Annotated in this window: 17 protein-coding genes; 10 read left to right on the top strand and 7 right to left on the bottom strand. The window is 39.1% G+C overall.

All coding sequences use genetic code 11. From position 1 onward, the window contains the following. Positions 1–27: 27 nt before the first annotated feature. Together G564_RS0108590 and G564_RS0108585 are read right to left on the bottom strand one after the other, a co-directional pair. Entirely contained in the window at positions 28–780 is a 753-nt protein-coding gene (locus tag G564_RS0108590) for a uroporphyrinogen-III synthase (RefSeq protein ID WP_029037302.1), read from the bottom strand. 11 nt (positions 781–791) lie between these two features. Then, positions 792–1,460, bottom strand: coding sequence for a DUF4271 domain-containing protein (locus G564_RS0108585; protein ID WP_029037301.1), 669 nt, complete (start codon positions 1,458–1,460; stop codon positions 792–794). 100 nt (positions 1,461–1,560) lie between these two features. On the opposite strand from G564_RS0108585, the gene G564_RS0108580 reads away from it, so the two are divergent. Genes G564_RS0108580 through G564_RS18930 form a run of 3 tightly spaced genes read left to right on the top strand, consistent with a single transcriptional unit; the run spans position 1,561 to position 4,140 of the window. Next, complete coding sequence (locus G564_RS0108580) at positions 1,561–2,292, top strand: polyprenol monophosphomannose synthase (RefSeq protein WP_029037300.1); 732 nt, start codon at positions 1,561–1,563, stop codon at positions 2,290–2,292. Continuing rightward, entirely contained in the window at positions 2,292–3,632 is a 1,341-nt protein-coding gene (locus G564_RS0108575) for a dihydroorotase (protein ID WP_029037299.1), read from the top strand. Before G564_RS0108580 ends, G564_RS0108575 begins: the two co-directional genes overlap by 1 nt. 1 nt (position 3,633) lies before the next feature. Beyond that, the gene (locus G564_RS18930) at positions 3,634–4,140 is read left to right on the top strand and encodes a DUF4296 domain-containing protein (RefSeq protein ID WP_051205371.1); all 507 of its coding nucleotides are present in this window, start codon (positions 3,634–3,636) and stop codon (positions 4,138–4,140) included. Here G564_RS18930 and G564_RS0108565 read toward each other — a convergent pair. Continuing rightward, positions 4,133–5,152 (bottom strand): NAD-dependent epimerase/dehydratase family protein, encoded by a 1,020-nt coding sequence (locus G564_RS0108565; RefSeq protein WP_029037298.1) that lies wholly within the window; start codon positions 5,150–5,152, stop codon positions 4,133–4,135. The genes G564_RS18930 and G564_RS0108565 overlap by 8 nt on opposite strands. 82 nt (positions 5,153–5,234) lie before the next feature. On the opposite strand from G564_RS0108565, the gene tyrS reads away from it, so the two are divergent. Continuing rightward, complete coding sequence (tyrS, locus tag G564_RS0108560; protein WP_029037297.1) at positions 5,235–6,530, top strand: tyrosine--tRNA ligase; 1,296 nt, start codon at positions 5,235–5,237, stop codon at positions 6,528–6,530. 132 nt (positions 6,531–6,662) lie between these two features. Here tyrS and G564_RS0108555 read toward each other — a convergent pair whose 3' ends face one another. The 4 genes from G564_RS0108555 to G564_RS0108540 form a co-directional block, all read right to left on the bottom strand. Further along, positions 6,663–7,643 carry a LuxE/PaaK family acyltransferase gene (locus tag G564_RS0108555; protein ID WP_029037296.1) on the bottom strand — a complete coding sequence of 327 codons (981 nt, stop codon included), beginning with the start codon at positions 7,641–7,643 and terminating at the stop codon, positions 6,663–6,665. 46 nt (positions 7,644–7,689) lie between these two features. After that, on the bottom strand, positions 7,690–8,028 hold the full coding sequence (locus G564_RS0108550) for a T9SS type A sorting domain-containing protein (protein ID WP_029037295.1): 339 nt from the start codon (positions 8,026–8,028) through the stop codon (positions 7,690–7,692). Between the two features lie 154 nt (positions 8,029–8,182). Beyond that, positions 8,183–10,120: a hypothetical protein gene (locus tag G564_RS0108545; protein WP_029037294.1), complete on the bottom strand. Its 1,938-nt coding sequence runs from the start codon at positions 10,118–10,120 to the stop codon at positions 8,183–8,185. A 43-nt stretch (positions 10,121–10,163) separates the two neighbouring features. Then, positions 10,164–12,956 carry a TonB-dependent receptor gene (locus G564_RS0108540; protein WP_029037293.1) on the bottom strand — a complete coding sequence of 931 codons (2,793 nt, stop codon included), beginning with the start codon at positions 12,954–12,956 and terminating at the stop codon, positions 10,164–10,166. A gap of 224 nt (positions 12,957–13,180) precedes the next feature. On the opposite strand from G564_RS0108540, the gene G564_RS0108535 reads away from it, so the two are divergent. From G564_RS0108535 to phoU, 6 genes are all read left to right on the top strand, one after another. Continuing rightward, the gene (locus G564_RS0108535; RefSeq protein WP_037373751.1) at positions 13,181–13,543 is read left to right on the top strand and encodes a toxin-antitoxin system YwqK family antitoxin; all 363 of its coding nucleotides are present in this window, start codon (positions 13,181–13,183) and stop codon (positions 13,541–13,543) included. Positions 13,544–13,791: 248 nt separating this feature from the next. Continuing rightward, the gene (locus tag G564_RS0108530) at positions 13,792–14,418 is read left to right on the top strand and encodes a MarC family protein (RefSeq protein ID WP_029037291.1); all 627 of its coding nucleotides are present in this window, start codon (positions 13,792–13,794) and stop codon (positions 14,416–14,418) included. 582 nt (positions 14,419–15,000) lie between these two features. Continuing rightward, on the top strand, positions 15,001–15,849 hold the full coding sequence (locus G564_RS0108525; RefSeq protein WP_037373749.1) for a UDP-2,3-diacylglucosamine diphosphatase: 849 nt from the start codon (positions 15,001–15,003) through the stop codon (positions 15,847–15,849). A 32-nt stretch (positions 15,850–15,881) separates the two neighbouring features. Beyond that, positions 15,882–16,928 carry a glycosyltransferase family protein gene (locus tag G564_RS18925; protein ID WP_051205370.1) on the top strand — a complete coding sequence of 349 codons (1,047 nt, stop codon included), beginning with the start codon at positions 15,882–15,884 and terminating at the stop codon, positions 16,926–16,928. Positions 16,929–16,978: 50 nt separating this feature from the next. After that, a complete protein-coding gene (locus G564_RS18920) occupies positions 16,979–18,355 on the top strand; it encodes a GH1 family beta-glucosidase (protein WP_037373737.1) in 1,377 nt (458 codons plus the stop codon). 246 nt (positions 18,356–18,601) lie between these two features. Continuing rightward, positions 18,602–19,273, top strand: coding sequence for a phosphate signaling complex protein PhoU (gene phoU, locus G564_RS0108510; protein ID WP_029037289.1), 672 nt, complete (start codon positions 18,602–18,604; stop codon positions 19,271–19,273). Positions 19,274–19,317: the final 44 nt, after the last annotated feature.

Here is a 19,317-nt window from a genome sequence, read left to right as displayed (position 1 = left end):
GGTTTTTTATTTCTATGAGAAGATCTTTTATTGAACCTTCTTATTTTGTTCTTTAATGTATTTTTCAAGAGCCATCGTCATAGAGGGAGTTTCGGGCGTTGGTGCCTGAATGTTTACTACTAGACCATGTTCTTTTGCAGCTTTTACTGTAGTATTTCCGAAAACAGCAATTTTGGTATCCTTCTGTTTAAAATCAGGAAAGTTTTCGAACAAAGATTTAATCCCGCTGGGGCTAAAAAACACCAGAATATCGTAAAATACCTCCCTAAGATGTGAAAGATCACTGACTACGGTTTTATAAAATATCGCTTTCTTCCAATCCACTCCTAACTTGTTCAGGGTTTTGGGAACATCCGGTTTCAGCATGTCTGAGGATGGTAAAAGGAACTTCTCGTTTTTATATTTTTTTATAAGAGGAGAAAGCTCGGCAAATGTTCTTTTTCCCACATAAATCTTTCTCTTTCTATATACTACATACTTCTGCAGGTAATAAGCTACTGCCTCACTTTGACAAAAATATTTAAGCGTATCGGGTACTTTGAACCTCATTTCTTCGGCAATTCTGAAAAAATGATCTACAGAGTTACGGCTGGTGAGTATAATGGCAGTATAGTTTGAAAGATCTACCTTTTGTTGTCTTACATCCTTTGAAGAGACCCCTTCAACATGAATAAAAGGGATGAAGTCTATCTTAACTTTTTGTTTTTCTTCAAGATCAAAATAAGGAGAATTTTCAACCTTCGGTTCTGGCTGGGAAACCAAAATTGTTTTCACTTTCATATACATTTTTTTTATTCGCCCTGCAAGCTGGTAACCGTCTTATATAAAATATAATAGGGGCCAATTTCAAGTGCGCAAAGATACAAAATAAAATAAAACCAATTGTTGAAAATAAACTGGCTGTTTTTTCTGAACACGCTTATCAGAGTTATAAAATTCATGAGCAGGATAATTCCAAGAATGATGAATAATATTAAACTGGTAGGGTGCCAAACATAGATTAGGAAGATAACTACCGGCAAGAGAATCAGAGACATGAAATTCCGGTAACTGAGCTTATAAAACAGGTAATAGTTCATCCTTTGATTTACGGAAATGACATCTGCAATTATTTTTTCGAGAGAGAACTTTAGCAGGACAAAAGCAGTATATGCGGTTACAATGCGCAGGAACAAAACTTTTGGTCTTTCGGGAGAAGGATCTGCAAAGGTGAGGTAGAAAATGTAGATGAATAAACCTACAGAAATTACATTAACTGCAAACATTACAATATTGAAAGGGTGAAAAAGATTAGGATCCTTACCTTTAAGCAGGAGGTACTTATCTGTGGCAAATAACATAGTGAAGTGAGCAAAACGCTGGGAAAATACATATTTGGCCACCACCAGTAACACAAAAGCCAGCACCATTAATAAGGTGATCCAGTCTTGTGAAACTGCGTGTCTTTCTATAGCTTCCAATAAATTTATTTTCTACAAAGGTAAAATATAAACGATTAAAAGACATCTTAAAACTGAATCCTAAACTTTAAAAATAGTTACATTTGTCCAAAAGTATTTTATGCCAGATGGGATCGTTATAATACCCACCTATAACGAAAAAGAGAATATTGAGCGGATCATCAGGAATGTATTTTCTCTCCAGCGCAATTTTCATATTTTGGTGGTGGATGATAGCTCTCCCGATAAAACTGCGGAGATTGTAAAATCACTTCAGCCGACCTATCAGGATCAATTATTTTTAATAGAGCGCAAAGGGAAATCCGGTCTGGGTACGGCCTATATTGAAGGATTTAAGTGGGTGCTGAAAGGAGAATACCGGTACATCTTTCAAATGGATGCCGATTTTTCTCACAACCCGAATGATCTTATCCGGCTATATAATGCCTGTAGTCGTGGTGGGGCGGACGTCGCAGTCGGTTCCCGTTACAAGACCGGTGTGAATGTTGTAAACTGGCCAATGAGCAGGGTACTGCTTTCCTGGTTGGCCTCGAAGTATGTGAGGTTAATAACTGCAATGCCTGTAGAAGATACTACAGCGGGATTTGTATGTTACAAAAGGGAAGTCCTGGAAAGAATTCACCTTGACAAAATTAAATTTGTAGGTTATGCTTTTCAAATTGAAATGAAGTTTAAAGCATATCTTTCTCAATTTAAGATTGTGGAAGTGCCGGTTATTTTTACCGACCGTACAAGAGGTACATCCAAAATGAGCGGCTCCATTATATGGGAGGCGGTATTTGGAGTAGTGAAAATGAAAATTAATAGCTTGTTTAACAAGATGACAATATAATGAAGAAGGTTTTAATTAAGAATGCAAAGATTGTCAATGAAGGGGAGATCTTCGAAGGGGATGTTTTTATTGAGGAAGGATATATAAAAGAGATTGCTACGAGTATTAGTGCCAAATCTCCTGATCTTACTATAGTTGATGCCGAGGGGAATTATCTTTTTCCGGGCTTGATCGATGATCAGGTTCATTTCAGGGAGCCGGGATTGACTCACAAAGAAAATATTGAGACCGGTTCCCGGGCTGCAGTTGCAGGAGGTATCACCTCTTATTTCGAAATGCCTAATACCCAGCCTCAAACCACTACCATTGAGTTGCTTGAGGAAAAATATAAGATTGCAGAAGAAACCTCTTATGCCAATTATGGTTTTATGTTTGGGGGAACCAATGATAACCTTGAAGAGATAAGGAAAATAGATCCCAAAAAGGTCCCGGCCCTTAAGCTTTTTCTCGGATCTTCTACTGGAAATATGCTTGTTGATGATGAGAAGGTGCTGGAAAATATCTTTAAAGAATCTCCTGTAATAATTGCAGCTCATTGTGAAGATGAGAAGACAATTCAAAATAATCTTCAGGAATGTATAGAGCGTTATGGGGAGGATATTCCCATAGAGTTGCATCCAAAGATCAGGAGTGAAGAAGCTTGCTACATTTCTTCTTCAAGGGCAGTTGCCCTTGCAAAAAAAACCGGGGCAAGACTTCATGTATTTCATCTTTCTACCGCAAAAGAATTGAAACTCTTTGACAGTAAAAAAGCACTGAAGGACAAAAAGATCACAGCAGAAGTTTGTATTCACCATCTATGGTTTAATGAGGAAGATTACCAGAAAAAAGGAACTTTTATTAAATGGAATCCGGCTGTAAAAACTAAAAAAGATCAGGATGCCCTTCTAAAAGGTCTCATAGAAAACAAAATTGATGTTCTGGCTACAGATCATGCTCCACATACCAAGGAAGAGAAAAAGAATGTTTACACAAAAGCACCCAGTGGAGGGCCTTTGGTACAGCATGCTTTACCTGCCTTGTTGCAAATGCATCATCAGGGAAAGATTAGTCTTGAAAAAATAGTGGAAAAATTCTGTCACAATCCTGCTATTTTGTTTGATATTGAAAAACGTGGTTTTATAAAGGAAGGTTATAAGGCAGACCTTGTTTTGGTGGATCTTAACGCCCCCTGGGCGGTACAACCCGGCAATACCTTATACAAATGCGGCTGGTCCCCCTTTGAAGGAATCACCTTTAAATCTCGTGTGACCCATACCTTTGTAAATGGAAACCTGGTGTACAGGAACTTTAAATTTAATTCATTTGTCAAAGCCGAACGTCTCACGTTTGACCGTTAATATGAAGAAGATAGTCTCAGTCATAGTTATCTTTTCTGTAATTGTTTCCTGTCAGGAAATTAACCGCACCCCCAAACCTGACGATCTCATACCCGAGAATAAGATGGTGGACGTGCTAACCGAGATCTCCCTGCTTCACGGTGCCCGCAGTTATAACAAGGCTCTTATGGAGGAAAAGGGAATTAATCCCTATCCATACCTTATGGAGAAATTTGGGATAGACAGCGTGCAACTGGTGCGGAGTAATAATTATTATGCAGAAAATTACAAGCAGTACCAAAGGATCTATGACAAGGTGAAAGTAAGGCTGGAAACGCTTATGCAGAAGTATGATTCCATCAGGGAAGTTGAAGAAAAGAGGCAGGATTCAATAAGAAAGCTAATTAAATCTGATACCCTTAACAAGAGACAGGTCGATTCCCTGCTTCAGGACACGATTTTGATTAATCTGCCACAACCGGTTTCGCGAAAGAGAGAAAGAAAAGTTTTTCAGGATACCGTCAGGTAGTGTGTTCCTCTTTGAACATCTTTGAAGTACGTTCAATCACCTGGTGCACAGGTTGAAAATTATAATTCAATTCAGCTTTAATTTTTTCAGCAGAATAAAAGCTGTGCTGAAAAAGGCTTTTTGAAGACCTGCTATCAAGATGTTTTTCCCTGTTAGAGAATACCCCGGAAGCCTCCTGCCAGATCCAGCCGGTGAAAACCATCCATTTTTTTAGCCTTTTAGAGGGTGCAGGTTTTCCAAGTTCTTCTGCGGTCATTTCAAAGACCTTTTTAAAGGAAAGATTTTCTGATACTAAAATAAACTCCTCATTCCTCACAGAAGAATACATTAATAGCTGCATGACTTTTACCACATCCCAAACCCCGACAAAACCTGTGGTTTTAGGGAAGTGATAATCAAGTCCGGAATTTACTTTTGAAAATATCTTTCCACTGCCACTATTCCAGAAACCTGGGCCAATAATGACTCCGGGATTAACTATGATAACGGGGATGCCCTCCTGACTTGCCCGCCACACTTCCATTTCTGCTCCGTATTTGGTGATGGCGTACATGCTATGGTTTAGTTCCTTATTCCAGAACGAGGTTTCGGTAATTTCCTTTTCTCCGGGTTTGAGGTCAAAAGTTGCAATGGAACTAACAAAACAAAGTTTTTTTACTTCATTTTTAATGCAAAAGTTGACCACGTTGGCAGTTCCTTCAATGTTGACCTTTCGCAGTTCATTATCTTTTGAGGTATCGAAAGATACCATGGCTGCACAGTGGTACACCAGATCCACATTCTCAAAAGCCGGGGCGAGAGATGGTACATCGGTAATATCAGCCTTCTGCCATTCAATTTTATCGAAAAGCTCAAGGGCTTCAGCTTCCGGATGTGTATAGGAGAAAACCTTTTTTACAGCCTCAAGACTTTCCTGAGTGCGGTATATTGCCCGCACATTTTTTCCCTCTGAAATAAGATCCAGCAGCAAATGCGAACCCACTAATCCTGTGCCTCCGGTAACTAAAATCATGGGGTAAATATAGTTAAAAGCGGGTAGGAAAAATGATGGTTTATGGTATCTTTACGGCTGTTTTTATTTGAAAAGTATTAAAATGAGAAAGAATTTTGTTGAAGAATTGACCTGGAGAGGGATGATCCATGATGTAATGCCCGGTACCGAAGAGCACCTAATGGAAGGGTTTCGCTCTGCCTATGTGGGGATTGATCCAACTGCCGATTCTCTACATATAGGTCACCTGGTGGGAGTAATGATGCTCAAGCACCTGCAGGAGGCAGGTCACCGGCCTGTGGCACTGGTAGGTGGTGCGACGGGAATGATTGGAGATCCTTCAGGAAAATCTAATGAAAGAAACCTTCTTGATGAGGCGACTTTGTTGCAAAACCAGAATGCCCTAAAAAATCAGTTATCCCGATTTCTTGATTTTGAAAGTGACCAGGAGAATGCTGCTGTAATGGTGAACAACTATGACTGGATGAAAAATTTCAGTTTTCTGGAATTCATTCGGGATGTTGGGAAGCACATTACAGTGAATTATATGATGTCCAAGGAGAGTGTCAAAAAAAGACTTTCTTCAGATGCTTCCGAAGGCATGTCTTTTACTGAATTTACTTATCAGTTGGTACAGGGCTATGATTTCCTACATCTTTACAGGGAACTTGATTGTACCCTGCAAATGGGTGGCAGTGACCAGTGGGGAAATATTACCACCGGGACAGAGCTTATTCGCAGAATCGGGGATGGAAAGGGTTACGCTCTCACCTGTCCGCTGATCACCAAGGCGGATGGTTCCAAATTTGGAAAGAGTGAATCAGGAAACATTTGGCTGGATTCTGAAAGGACTTCTCCCTATAAATTTTACCAGTACTGGCTGAATACAAGTGACGAGGATGCAGAGCGTTTTATCAAGATCTTCACCTTCCTTTCCAAAGAAGAGATTGAAAACCTTGTAAAAGAACATGCTGAAGCACCTCACCTGCGGCAGTTACAGCGTAAACTTGCCGAAGAGATCACAATAATGGTACATTCCAGAGAAGAGTACGACAATGCTGTACAGGCATCTGAAGTTTTATTCGGAAAAAGTACTGCTCAGGATCTAAAGAAGTTGAATGAAGCAACTTTCCTCGACGTTTTTGAAGGAGTGCCACAAGCTAAAGTGGACAGGGAAGAGGTAGAGGCAGGTTTGGATATGATCGCTGCACTTTCGGCCAAAACAGAATTCCTGAGTTCAAATGGCGAAGCGCGCAGAGCCTTAAAAGAGAATTCTATTTCTGTAAACAAAGAGAAAGTTTCTGAAGATTATGTCATCACACCTCAGGACCTGCTTAATAACAAGTACGTGATCATTAATAAAGGAAAGAGGAATACCTATATTTTAAGGGTTGAATAGAATAAGTAAGCCCCCTTGCTTTAGAGAGCGAAGGGGGCTACTAACTAACCAACCAATTATGAAAACATAATCTAACCGAACAGTAAGTCGGCAGAAAATCAATTCCTTACAGGTACCAAAAAAATTTTTGTGTTAAAAAACCATCAGGTTGCAACCCCGGATGTCGCTGTTGTCGAAACGGCCTAATATCTCTGTTTTTCCATCCTCTAGATTCTTTCCCAGATCCTGGGTGGCGATAAAAGAGCAGGAGTTAATATTGGCAAGATCAATAACGTTAATTCCGCCAGATTTCCCGTTTGGTAGCCAGCTAAGGGCGTCTTCGGGATCACGAATAAGCAGCTTCATCCATGGAGGACATTCAAAAATGCCATTTTTGAGGGCGTATGCCTGGGAAAGTAATTCGGTCATTCCATATTCACTGTGGATGTTTTCCACACCTAATCCTCTCCTTAAGGTCTCGTGAAGTTCAGCCCTGATCATCTCTTTTCTGCGGCCTTTCATGCCTCCGGTTTCCATCACAATGGTATGTTTAAGATCCAGGCTGTAAGTTTCAGCAAGGTCGAGTAAAGCGAAAGAAACTCCAATAAGAAGAACTTTCTGACCTCTCTGCTCCAGATACTTAATTTTTTCAACCAGCGCATTCAGGTCATGTAAATGAAATCCGCTCTCAGGTTTTTTACTTCTCCGGATTAGATCCTCTACCATGTATATCAAAGAGGATCCTGTGCGTTCAAGATAGGAAGGTAACATGGCAAGGACCACATAGTCTTCCACACTTCCGTAGAAAATCCCGAAGCACCTGAGGAAACTTTCCTCATAAAAGGAGAGATCAGTTACGTAGTGTTTGCTGGTTTGCTGCCCGGTAGTTCCGCTGCTTGTAAAAGTAATATCTGTGTTTTCCTCTGAAGAAATTACCTTATGGGACTTGAAGAATTTAATGGGTAGAAAAGGAATGTTTTTAGTAACATGTACGTTTTCAGGATTTCGGGCCAGCAGATCGCAGAAGTTTCGGTACACTTTGTTGTTAGTATACTGATACCGGAACACCTGCAAAGATTTTGCGTCAAAATCTTTGGCAGTAGTAATGGAAAATATATCCTTAGGCTGCTTCATAGCGGAGTTGAAGCTGCAAAGGTAAAGAATAAATTAAATGAGATATTTATCGAACGACGAGCTTGCGGGTAGCAGTGCTCTTTCCTTCCTGGATCTTCATAATGTAAACCCCGGGTTCAAGAGTGGAAATATTCAGTTCATTTCCAATGAGCTGGGCAGAAAGAATAGCATTTCCCAGTACATTGTAGATCTCTACTTTTTTAGCTTTTCCATCCTTTGTATTAATATAAACCTTCTGTCCAGAAGCAGGATTAGGAAAAATAGAAAGACCTTCAATAGGAACTTCTTTAACAGGAGTTTCAACGGGAGATACCTGCGCAAAGGCCGGATTTGCGAACAGCAAAAGGCCAATGATCATAAGGGGGTACAAGTAGAGTTGTTTCATTTTCAGCTAAGTATCAAATCAAAATTACAATAAAAATTTCAAAAACCGCACCAATTTTTAGTTGAAGAAACGTTAAAGTGTCATTTTGTGCAATAAAATAAGAAAGGCTACCGTTAAGGCAGCCTTTTCTAATTTTAGCGATTGCTGAAAATTTCTAAAGTTCGGCGTCAATCCAGGTCCAGGTTGAAACATCAACTTTTGATCCGAGGTTATAGGCATCCTCCGGTACGGCAATCGCACCATCTATCTTCACATTAGCCAAAGGACCACCATCTCTCATATCAATATTCTTTTCGTAACCTTCCAGGTATAAGTTAGTAATAGTTGCACCAGATTCTTTCTTGAACTGTAGTGCAGTCCCTCCGGTAGTAGAAATTGCTGTAAAGTTAACCAGTTTTGGATCGCCATTAGCACCATCGGCTTCAACTGCAGTGGAGAAGTTTTCTATCGTGTGGTTAACGTACACATTGGTAACGGTTCCATTCCAGCCTTCTGTCCAGTCTACAGCGTCGTCTTCAAGATTTTCAAGATAAAGATTGGTAGCGGATACAGTTCCTCCAAAAAATTCCACACCGTCATCAGCTCCACTGAGTACAGCAATATTTTCTACGGTTGTGCCAGATCCAACAGCATAAAAGGAGATGCCGTTATACTGAGATTCAGAATTGATTTGGGCTCCGGTTCCTGAAATCACAAGGTACTTTATGCTTCCCGAGTTGTCCTCATCATTGTTACCCCCGTAAACAAATCCGCCAACTTCAGCTACTGCATCAACACCTTCAGTAGTTGTGGCATCTCCAACTATTGTAAGTCCACCCCAGTCTCCTGGATTTCCGTTGGCAGATGAGATCACTACAGGATTTGCTTCAGTTCCCTGAATATCGATCATACCACCTTTAAGTACTGCGATATATACATCTGTACCGCCGTCTCTTGCAACGATCTTTGTTCCTGCAGGAATAACCAGTTTACCTCCATCCTGAACAATATATGAAGAGTTAAGGTTGTAGGTTACAGCAGGATCAAGAGTTACTGTTCCATCTACTGTGCCTTGAAGAATATTTGAATCTACGCTACTTCTGTTATTGATCCAGGTAAAAGCATTTGCAGAAACAGTTGCGGGAATAGTATAATTCACCTCAGGATTTGCTACATTACCTTCAACAACTACGTTGGCTAGGGGGCCATTATCTCGCATATCTACTGAAGTATCATAACCAGTTAAAGAAAGACCTTCAAAAGTAGCGCCCGATTCTTTTTTGAATTGTAGTGCAGTTCCACCAGTTGTAGAAACAGCAGTGAAGTTGATGATTTGTGGATTGTTATTAACTCCATCGGCCTCAATCGCAGTAGAGAAACCTCCTATAGTGTGAAGTACATAAACATTTGTAATTGTACCATTCCAACCTTCGGTCCAGTCCACTGAGTCATCTTCGTTGTTTTCAAGATATAAATTAGTTGCAGATACTGCACCTCCAAAGAATTCTATACCGTCATCGGCACCATCAAGGATTGCTACATTATTAATTGTAGTGCCGCTTCCAACTGCATATAAGGATAAACCGTTGTATTGGGAATCTGCATTTATTTGAGCTCCTGCGCCTTCAATAACAAGATATTCAATAGTTCCGGAGTTGTCACTGTTATTCGTTCCTCCATATTTAAATCCACCTACTTCGGCAGTTACATCAACTCCTTCTGTAGTAATTCCATTTCCAAGGATCACAAGTCCTCCCCAGTCTCCGGGTTGACCATTAGCAGACCTCATTACAACCGGATTGCCTTGAGTACCATTAATTACTATATCGGCATCCTTATGTATGGCTATATAAACTTCTGTGCCTTTACTGGCCACAATCTTAGTTCCTGCTGGAATGGTCAAGGTATTACCTGCAAGTACTTCAAAGGATCCTGTAAGTTTATACTCTACAGATGGATCAAGAGTTAGGTTTTCATTTAATTCTCCATTCAATTCATCGTTTTCAACTTGTGGGTTATCGATGATTGGGTCGTTATCCTCACTACAGGCTGTAAATATCAAGCCGCTGAATAGTAAGAAAAGGACAGCTAAGTTTTTAGTCATTTTTTTCATTGTGTCTGTTTTAATTAATTTATTTTAAAGTGGTTTGTTAAGATTAAAAGCTGTAGTTAATTCCCAGCGACAGTACTGCGCCCCTGGTGTAAGATCTAACTGTTTCGGTAGTTTCTATTCCTGTTGTAGAGGGTCTTACATCCTGTACTCTTTCTACTGTTGGGTTTAGAAGGTTTTTTCCGGTGAATTTAATACCCCAGTGATCTCCCAGATCCTGACTAAGGACTGCGTCCAGGGTTACAAAACCTTTTTCAATAATTGCATCATTGTAAAAAGTTTCACTGTCTGATTGCCTTTCAGGAGCACCAAGCGCAAAGATTTTGTCTGAAGCATAATTCGCGACAATACTTGCCATAAAAGGATTTTCTGTGCCGACAACCAGGTTTAAAGAACCGTTAAAGATCCAATCCGATGCACCTTGCAGCCCAGTTTCTGTAAGACCTTTATATCTAAAGGTGCGGAGGAGTTGTCCATTTTCATTTCTTAGTTCCTTAAGATCTTGTGAGTGCCACATACGGGAAGCATTAAATCCAAGATTAAAGTCATAGGCTGCACCATTTTCCATTCTTACTAGTTCCAGTCTTGTTTCCAATTCCAGTCCATAGATCTTCGCCTGGTCTCCCGCATTAAAATAGGAATAGATACCTGCAGAACCCCTGTCCTGAACCTGATTAATTGGATCTTCTATTCTTTTGTAGAATCCGGTAAGGGATAACAATTCTCCACCAGAAGGAAAGATTTCATATTTAAGATCAAGATTGTAATTTGTTGACGCCTCTAGATTAGGATTACCTCTGGTGACCTGTCCGGTTTGGGAAACGTACTCGAAAGGAGCTACTTCTTTAAATTCAGGCAGGGTAATGGTTTTACTGGCAGCGAGGCGAAGATTCGATTTGTCGTTTAGCGCATAACGAAGGTTGACAGCAGGATAAAAATTATTGTAGGAAAGATTTGATGTGCCAGTTCTTCCCGGAATGTTCCCCACGTTGTACTCGACATAAAGTTCATCCTTTTGGTAGCGGACTCCGGCATTGATATTTAGTTTCTCCAGGCCAAAATTAATAGTGGCAAATCCTGCGGCCGATTCCAGGTTAGCCCTGTACCTGTCTGCCTGAAGGGTATTATTGATACTAATAGTGCCATTATTAAGATTCTCTTCGGAGAAAACTTCCTCCAGATTGTCTATTGAAGAAGGAGTCAAAGTTCTTTTGGAAGGTTCGATTAATCCAAGAAAACGTGAAATAAAATCTCTTTCTTTGTATCTGTAAGTTCCTCCAAAATTTAGATCAAGTTGCCTGTTTTCGGCTGTAAGTATTTCCTGTCTATCCTGAATCCTCCCGTTAAATTCATAGTCGTCAATTTCCTGGTAACTTTTTCTTTGCTGGTAACCTCCGGTATCTCCAAGATATACCACGTCGTCATTAAAATTGACCTCATTTCTTATACGGTTCGGTTCGTCGGCATTTACAAGGTTCAGTCCGGCAGCCCAATCCAGGTTGTTTCTTTCTCCCAGCTTGTGTTCTCCCAGTAGTTGATTGACCCAAAGGCGGGTTTGTTTTGTATTTTGATCTCTTACAAATTGAGAGAGCCCTTCACCCGGATCTGTTTCTTCAAAAATGAATCCCTCCTGGTTTCTTCCGCCTTCGTAAACATTGTCTGAAAGTTTATTGATGAAAAGGCTATTTGCCCTAAGCTTATTGTTAGCATCCAGCTCATAGGCAACAGTTGCCAGTCCTGTTGTATTCACTGTTTTGGAATAAACAGTTGCATCTGTTATAGTATCTGTAACAAAGTTAGCGCGGAATTCCCGAAATACTCCTTCTGTAAATTGATAGTCCACGTCTTGCGACGCAGTTAGTAAAACCTCAAGCTTTTGTCCAAACCTTTTTCCGGCTGTAAGGTTGTACTTGTAATTCATTGGAAAGTCGGCAGTACCGGGATTCCAGTCCTGGTGAATTAATTTATATTCTGAAGCCTTTCCGCCGGTATAAAAACCAAAATCTGTATTCTCCATGTTGGGAGAGGACTTGAAATTATTAAACACTCCCTCTTTTATAACATTGGTGTTTATTCCTGCACCTGCGCCAAAACTCAGTTCACCTTTTCCAACCAATTCCCTGGTGGTAATATCAATATTACCTGAAGCCTGGTCTGCCGAACTACCCGAAGAGTAGGTCTTGCTAATAGCTACACTCTGGATCACGCCGGTAGAAAAAAGTTCAAGGTCTATATTCTTTCTTTCCACATCGTCTGAGGGTATGGGAAGTCCGTTAAGTGTTGTGTATAAGTAACGGTCACCCAATCCTCTTACGAAAATATCACCCGATGCTTCACTGCTGGTCACTCCCGAAATCCGGGTTGTGGCTTTAGCTGCATCAGAGATGCCCAATTTGGCTAATTCACGGGCTCCAATACCTTCCTTAATGGCTATTGCTTTTTTCTGATCCAGTAAAAGAGCCACTTCAGAATCTCTTCTGGATACGGTGGTAATCATCACTTCATCAAGGGAGGCCGCACTGCTTCCAAGTTCTGTATTTATTTCTGTAACTTTATTTGCAACAACTTCTACGTTTGGCACTTCTAAAGTCTCATATCCTAAAAAGCTAAAAACAACAGTGTAAGTTCCCGGCTCAAGATTAGTTAGAGAATAAAGGCCATCCATATCTGTAGTAGCTCCTTTAGTAGTTCCTTTAATGAGAACGTTAGCAAAAGGAAGAGGTTCCCCCTGCATTTCCTTATCTGCAAGTTTTCCAGCTATAGTACCGGTTTCTGGATTTTGCGCATACACGGCCATGGTGAAAAGGACGGTTATAGCAAATGTTAAAATACTTTTCATTTTTGTCGAATTTCAATGCCGCAAAGAAAGAGGTGTAATGTAACTGTAGTGTTAATCTCAGATTAAAGAACTATCACCACTAGGTTATCTGAATATTATGCGAAAAGAATTTCAAGAATTATTAAAACTGACAACTGCGGAGCCAATGTTAATTTAATGTTACCTCAATGTTTCGGAAAACTAAAATTTTCTTATCTTTAGAGAGAACTCAAAATCAGGCAGAGATGAAAACAATTAAACTACTGCTGTTATGTTTGGCCATATTCAGTGGAGGAATGGTAACGGCGCAGGAGAATGATGTAAAAAAAGAATTGCGTCAACAAGGAGATCTTATAGAGGCAACATTTTATCATGACAATGGGCAAATAGCCCAAAAAGGAACATATAAGAACGGCAAACTCCATGGAGAATGGATTTCTTACGACATAGAAGGAAATACTACAGCCCTGGGGAAATATTCCCAAGGTACTAAAACAGGTAAATGGTTCTTCTGGAGTGAAGACAGGCTTTCTGAAGTGGATTTTGAGGACAATGCCATTGCTTCAGTAATTCACCGTGTAAGAGACGAAGGACTTGTAAGTAAATAAAATTTTCAAAAAATTGATTTATAAATCGCTGAGGTAACTCGGCGATTTTTTTTTGGAAAAATTTACGGATTGGGTTTTAAACTCATATATAGTTCGGCATGCCTCAAAAATTCTCTCATCAGGGTTTTGGCGAAAAAAATAGAATTACAAGTTTTACCCGAAGACTTTGTGTTTAAGATTATATAATATACAATTAATAGAATTGTAGATTATGAGTTAAAAAGCTGAACCATTTTTGCAGAAAAAAAATGGAACTATTTATTGTTGTATTTGCTGCTTTATTCTCTGTAATTAATCTCTTGGGTACACTGCCCATATTCGTAGGTTTAACCCAGGAACATTCCCTAAATGAACGCTCCAGGATTTCCCTGTTTACCTCTATTAATGTTATGGTTATTCTGGGAATAGCTTTCTTCCTTGGGAAGTATGTTCTTCAATTTTTTGGAATAAGTATCGAATCTTTAAGAATTGCTGGGGGATTAATTATTGCCGCTTCAGGTTTTGCCCTCCTTACAGGATCCTTTTCTAAACATAAAGGAATGGAAAAACAGAGGGTGAAAGATGATGCTTTGCAGCGGGAAGAAGTGTCATTAACACCTTTGGCTATTCCCATGCTCGCAGGTCCCGGCTCCATCTCTTTGCTAATTGGGTTGTATGACGAATATGAGCTTTTTACTCAAAAGATCATTGTTGTTTTAGCTATAGCTGCCGTGTGTATTGCTACCTTTCTCATGCTAAAATGCTCGCATTATATTGTCAGGTTCCTGGGTGCTTCGGGAATAAATGCCATTTCAAGGATTATTGGATTTATTGTAATCGCAATTGGGATAGAATACATAAGTTCTGCTGTTATAAGTGTATTAATGCTTACCTGAACTAATTTCCACTAAACGAAATAAACAGAATGGAATATTTATCTAACGTAAATACTTTCTTAATTCCTTAGAGAAAGCTTTTCTTATTAATGACTTCACACTGTCTTAATATAATTTCGCGCTTTTTCAAGTAGGTTTGCTTCAATAAATTGATCAATCTAAAAGCCATGGCCGGTTTCAATTGTAAGATTTGTTTGATTAAGCCAAAACCAGGGGTGTAAAGAAATTTATACCCTTTTTTTATTTGATAAAGTGTAATTCTTAAAATCAGTTTAATATTCTGGTGACCATGAGGTAATAATCCCTTTTTAAATTGCCTAAACCTTAAATCTCTTATATTGAAAAACCGAATAGTTGACGAGCATCAAGGTCTTTCACAAGATCACCATGTTCTGTCTTTCTCCTTTTTCTTTTATTGGTTCTTAGGGTCCTTCAGGCGCAACAGAGAAAATTATAATTTTCTTGTTGAGGAAATTTTAATTCTGTGTTTATCGCTTTCGTTTTCATCTTCTTTTTTTTCATCCGGTAGACATCACAGATCTAATTTCTTTAATCCTTTATATGAAAAAATATTTCAAAATGATGAAAAAACGAAAAGTTGAAGTTGTCGTGATTTCAGACGTTCACCTGGGCACCTATGGTTGTCATGCAGGGGAGCTGGTTTCTTATCTTAAAAGTATACAGCCCAAAATAGTAATCCTTAACGGGGACATAATTGATATCTGGCAGTTTAATAAGAGCTATTGGCCAGATCTACATATGCAGGTCATTAAATGTATAACAGGATTTATGGCCCGGGGTATAAAAGTCTATTATGTCACCGGTAATCACGACGAGATGTTGAGGAAATTTGTTGGTTTTGAAATGGGTTCCCTTGAAATTGTAAATGAGGTGGTACTCAATCTGGACGGCAGAAAGACCTGGATTTTTCACGGGGATGTTTTTGATGTTACTATGCAAAATTCTAAATGGCTGGCAAAGTTGGGAGCAAAAGGTTACGACAGCCTTATCCTAATCAACAGGATGTGCAATTATTTTTCTGAAAGGATGGGGAGAGGGAAATTATCTCTTTCCAGGAAAATAAAAAACAGTGTAAAGAGTGCGGTAAAATTTATAAACGACTTTGAACAAATTGCAGCAGAAATTGCCATTTCCAATGGATACCAATATGTTATTTGTGGTCATATCCACCAGCCGGTAATAAAAAATATTAAAGGCAAGGAAGGCGAAGTGATCTATCTCAATTCCGGCGATTGGATAGAAAATCTTACTTCACTGGAATACAACAAAGGGAGCTGGAAACTATATCATTTTCATGAAGATCATCACAGGGTAATGGCCGCCCGGGCTAAAACTTTTAAGGATTCAAAAATAAACAGTAATGAATTATTTGAAAATCTGGTACGCGAATTAAATTTCGTAAAGCCGTAAAAAATTAAAGCCACTTTTATTAGTTAAGTAGGATGAAGATATTATATGCAATTCAGGGAACAGGAAACGGGCATTTAAGCAGGGCCAGAGATATAATTCCTGTGCTGCGAAATATGGGGGAAGTAGATATTCTAGTAAGCGGGACACAGGCAGACATTGCTTTACCATATTACATAAAATACCAGATGAAGGGCCTTAGCTTTATTTTCGGAAAGAAGGGTGGAGTGGACTTGTGGAAGACCCTTATTAAGAATAATTTATGGGATTTTATAAGGGAGATGAAAAAGATTCCGGTGGATCAGTACGATATCGTGATCAATGATTTTGAACCTGTTTCTGCCTGGTCTTGTTTTTTCAATAGACAATCCTGTATTGCCCTGAGTCATCAATGTGCAGTACTTTCCCCAAATGCACCTCTCCCAAAACACAGGGACATAATCGGGAGATTTATCCTGAAACATTATGCTCCTGCAACGGCAAAATATGGTTTTCACTTTTTAAGATTTAACGACCAAACTTTTACACCGGTAATAAGGAAACAGGTGCGTGACCTCACAGTGACCAACAAAGGCCATTATACGGTTTACCTCCCATCATATAGTGACAAAAAGATCATAAAAATTCTTGAAAAATTTAAAGATGTAAAGTGGGAGGTTTTTTCGAAACATAATGATAAAGTGTATCACTGCGGAAAAATTTGCCTGAGTCCCATTCAGAATGAGACCTTTTTAGAAAGTATGGCTTCAAGTGCAGGTGTACTTTGTGGGGCAGGTTTTGAAACCCCTTCAGAAGCTCTTTTTTTAAAGAAAAAGCTACTGGTAGTACCTATGGAAAATCAATATGAGCAGCATTGTAATGCTGCTGCCCTACAAGAATTGGGAGTTACTGTACTTAAAAACCTTAAGAAAAAACAGGTTGGCCGTATTCAGGATTGGCTGTGTAGTGATTTGGTTGTACCAGTAAATTTTCCCGATAGGACAAGTGAGATAGTTGAGGATTTAATAAATGATCACCTGGTGTCTAACCTCAGCGCTGTAAATGAAATCTTAATAGGCGAAGTGAAATCCTCGATTGGATAGATGGCGAAAAAAAATACGTATTACCTATTCTTTAGTAATTCCAGGTTGTAATGTCCAATTTATATTACGAGGAGCCGGAGGAACTTCTATCTTTCAAAAAGGAGGATTTTGGAGAAGATTTTATATGGGGTATATCAACAGCCGCTTATCAGATAGAAGGCAGTCATCGGGCAGGTGGCAAAGGTTTATCTATCTGGGATGTCTTTACCAGTAAGAAAGATAAAATATTTCAGAGCCAAAACGCTAACGTTGCCTGTGATTTTTATTTAAGATACGAAGAAGATCTTTCTTTAATGAAAGATCTGAATATCAAAAATTTCAGGTTTTCTATTTCCTGGCCCCGAATGATACCTAATGGTCACGGGCCTGCCAGTCCAGAAGGAATAGCTTTTTACAACCGGCTTATTAATAAATGTCTGGATCTTGAAATAGAGCCATGGGTGACGCTTTATCACTGGGATTTGCCTCATGCCCTTGAAAAGAAAGGAGGCTGGGCCAACAGGGAAATTATTGCTTGGTTCAAAGATTATGTAACTCTCTGTGTAGAAAATTTTGGAGACAGAGTTAAGAACTGGATGGTTTTAAATGAGCCACTGGTCTTTGTGGGTGCCGGTTATTTTCTGGGAATGCATGCTCCCGGGAAAAGAGGTATGAAAAGTTTTTTACCGGCAGTTCATCATGCCGCAATATGTCAGGCAGAAGGAGCAAGAATTATAAAACATCACCATCCCAAAGCAAGGGTGGGAACTAATTTTTCCTGTTCTTTAATTGAACCTCTGCGGGGAAAAGATAGATTGGCGGCAAAAAGGGTAGATGCTCTGGTAAACAGGTTATTTTTAGAGCCGGCATTGGGAATGGGATACCCGTTAGAAGATTTGAAATTTCTCAGAAAACTTGAAAAGTATCAGCTTCCCGGAGATGAGCAGCTATTAAAATTTGATTTTGATTTCGTAGGGATACAAAATTATACACGGGAAATTGTGAGGCATTCCTGGTTTGTTCCTTATATAAAAGCGAGAAATATTAAGGCTGAAAAAAGACAGGTCCAATTAACCGAAATGAATTGGGAAGTTTATCCCCATTCTATTTACCAAATGCTGAAGAAATTTGACGGCTACGCTAATATCAGAGACTTGTATATTACCGAAAATGGTGCAGCCTTTAAAGATACTTTCGAGAATGGCGAGATCAAAGATAGCAGGAGGATCAAATATCTTAAGGATTATTTAGCTGCAGTTCTTAGAGCAAAGCGTGAAGGAGTAAATGTCAAAGGCTATTTCGTGTGGACTTTTACAGATAATTTTGAATGGGCCGAGGGTTTCCGTCCCCGCTTTGGCCTTGTTCATGTAGATTTCCAAACTCAAAAGAGGACGGTTAAAGCTTCTGGTAAGTGGTTTCGTGACTTTCTTAAAAACTACAATTACTAATTTGGGCTAACGCTTCAGTAATCATTTGATAATTTTTAGTTTACATTGAAAAGCATGAGAATCGATAATTTCGTACTGCTTATAGTATACCTAAGTGAATCTATATTTCTTATGTTTTTGTCAACTCATACTTGAGGTATAGAATGGTTGCCCTGGCCAGGCAACCTTTTTTATTTATACCTGTATTGGATATTGGCATTAGAAAAAGAATTCAACTATAATACTTTTTGGGGAGGAGGAAAAACTATGATAAATTTAATACAGAATAAGGAAGCCTTGAACCAGGCGGGTGTTGAAATGTTCAACCTCTGCACTATTCAGTTAACAAATGCCAGAGAAGCCTTTCTTAACCTTGACAAGGAGCTGGCAGAGAACGTGATACGCATGGAGCATAGGGTGAATGCCCTTGATTTGAAAATAGATCGGGATTGCGAACAATTTCTTGCCTTACATAAACCTGTTGCCAGTGATTTAAGGTTTGTACTGGCACTCAGAAAAATTAATTTCGATCTGGAAAGAATCGGTGATTACGCTTATGGAATATCAAAGTATACAGTAGAAATAAATACAGTGCCAGCCAAGAAACTCCTGGATAAACTCAGAGTAGAAGAAATGTTCAGATATGCACTTTCCATGCTCGAAGATATTTTTCAAGCCTATGTTGATGCCGACAGTCAACTTGCTCATAAAGTCTTTAAAAAGGAGCAGGTTTTAAATGAGATCAATAATAATTCGATCTCCATTATAATTAATACAATTAAGGATGATGTGAATCTAATTGATCAATTTCTTCTTTTATTTACTGTTATTAAGAAACTCGAAAGAGTGGGAGACCTGGCAACCAATATAGCACAGGAAATAATTTTTTACGGAGAAGCAGAGGTACTTAAGCATCAAAAGGAAAAATTTGGTATTTGATAAATTCCATTTTTTAAAATTTTATCTAATTTCTACACTTTTGA

This window comes from Salinimicrobium xinjiangense DSM 19287, from assembly GCF_000423585.1.
GTDB lineage: Bacteria > Bacteroidota > Bacteroidia > Flavobacteriales > Flavobacteriaceae > Salinimicrobium > Salinimicrobium xinjiangense.
The sequence above is the reverse complement of the archived record's forward strand: the minus strand, read 5'-3'. Positions and strand labels throughout refer to the sequence as shown.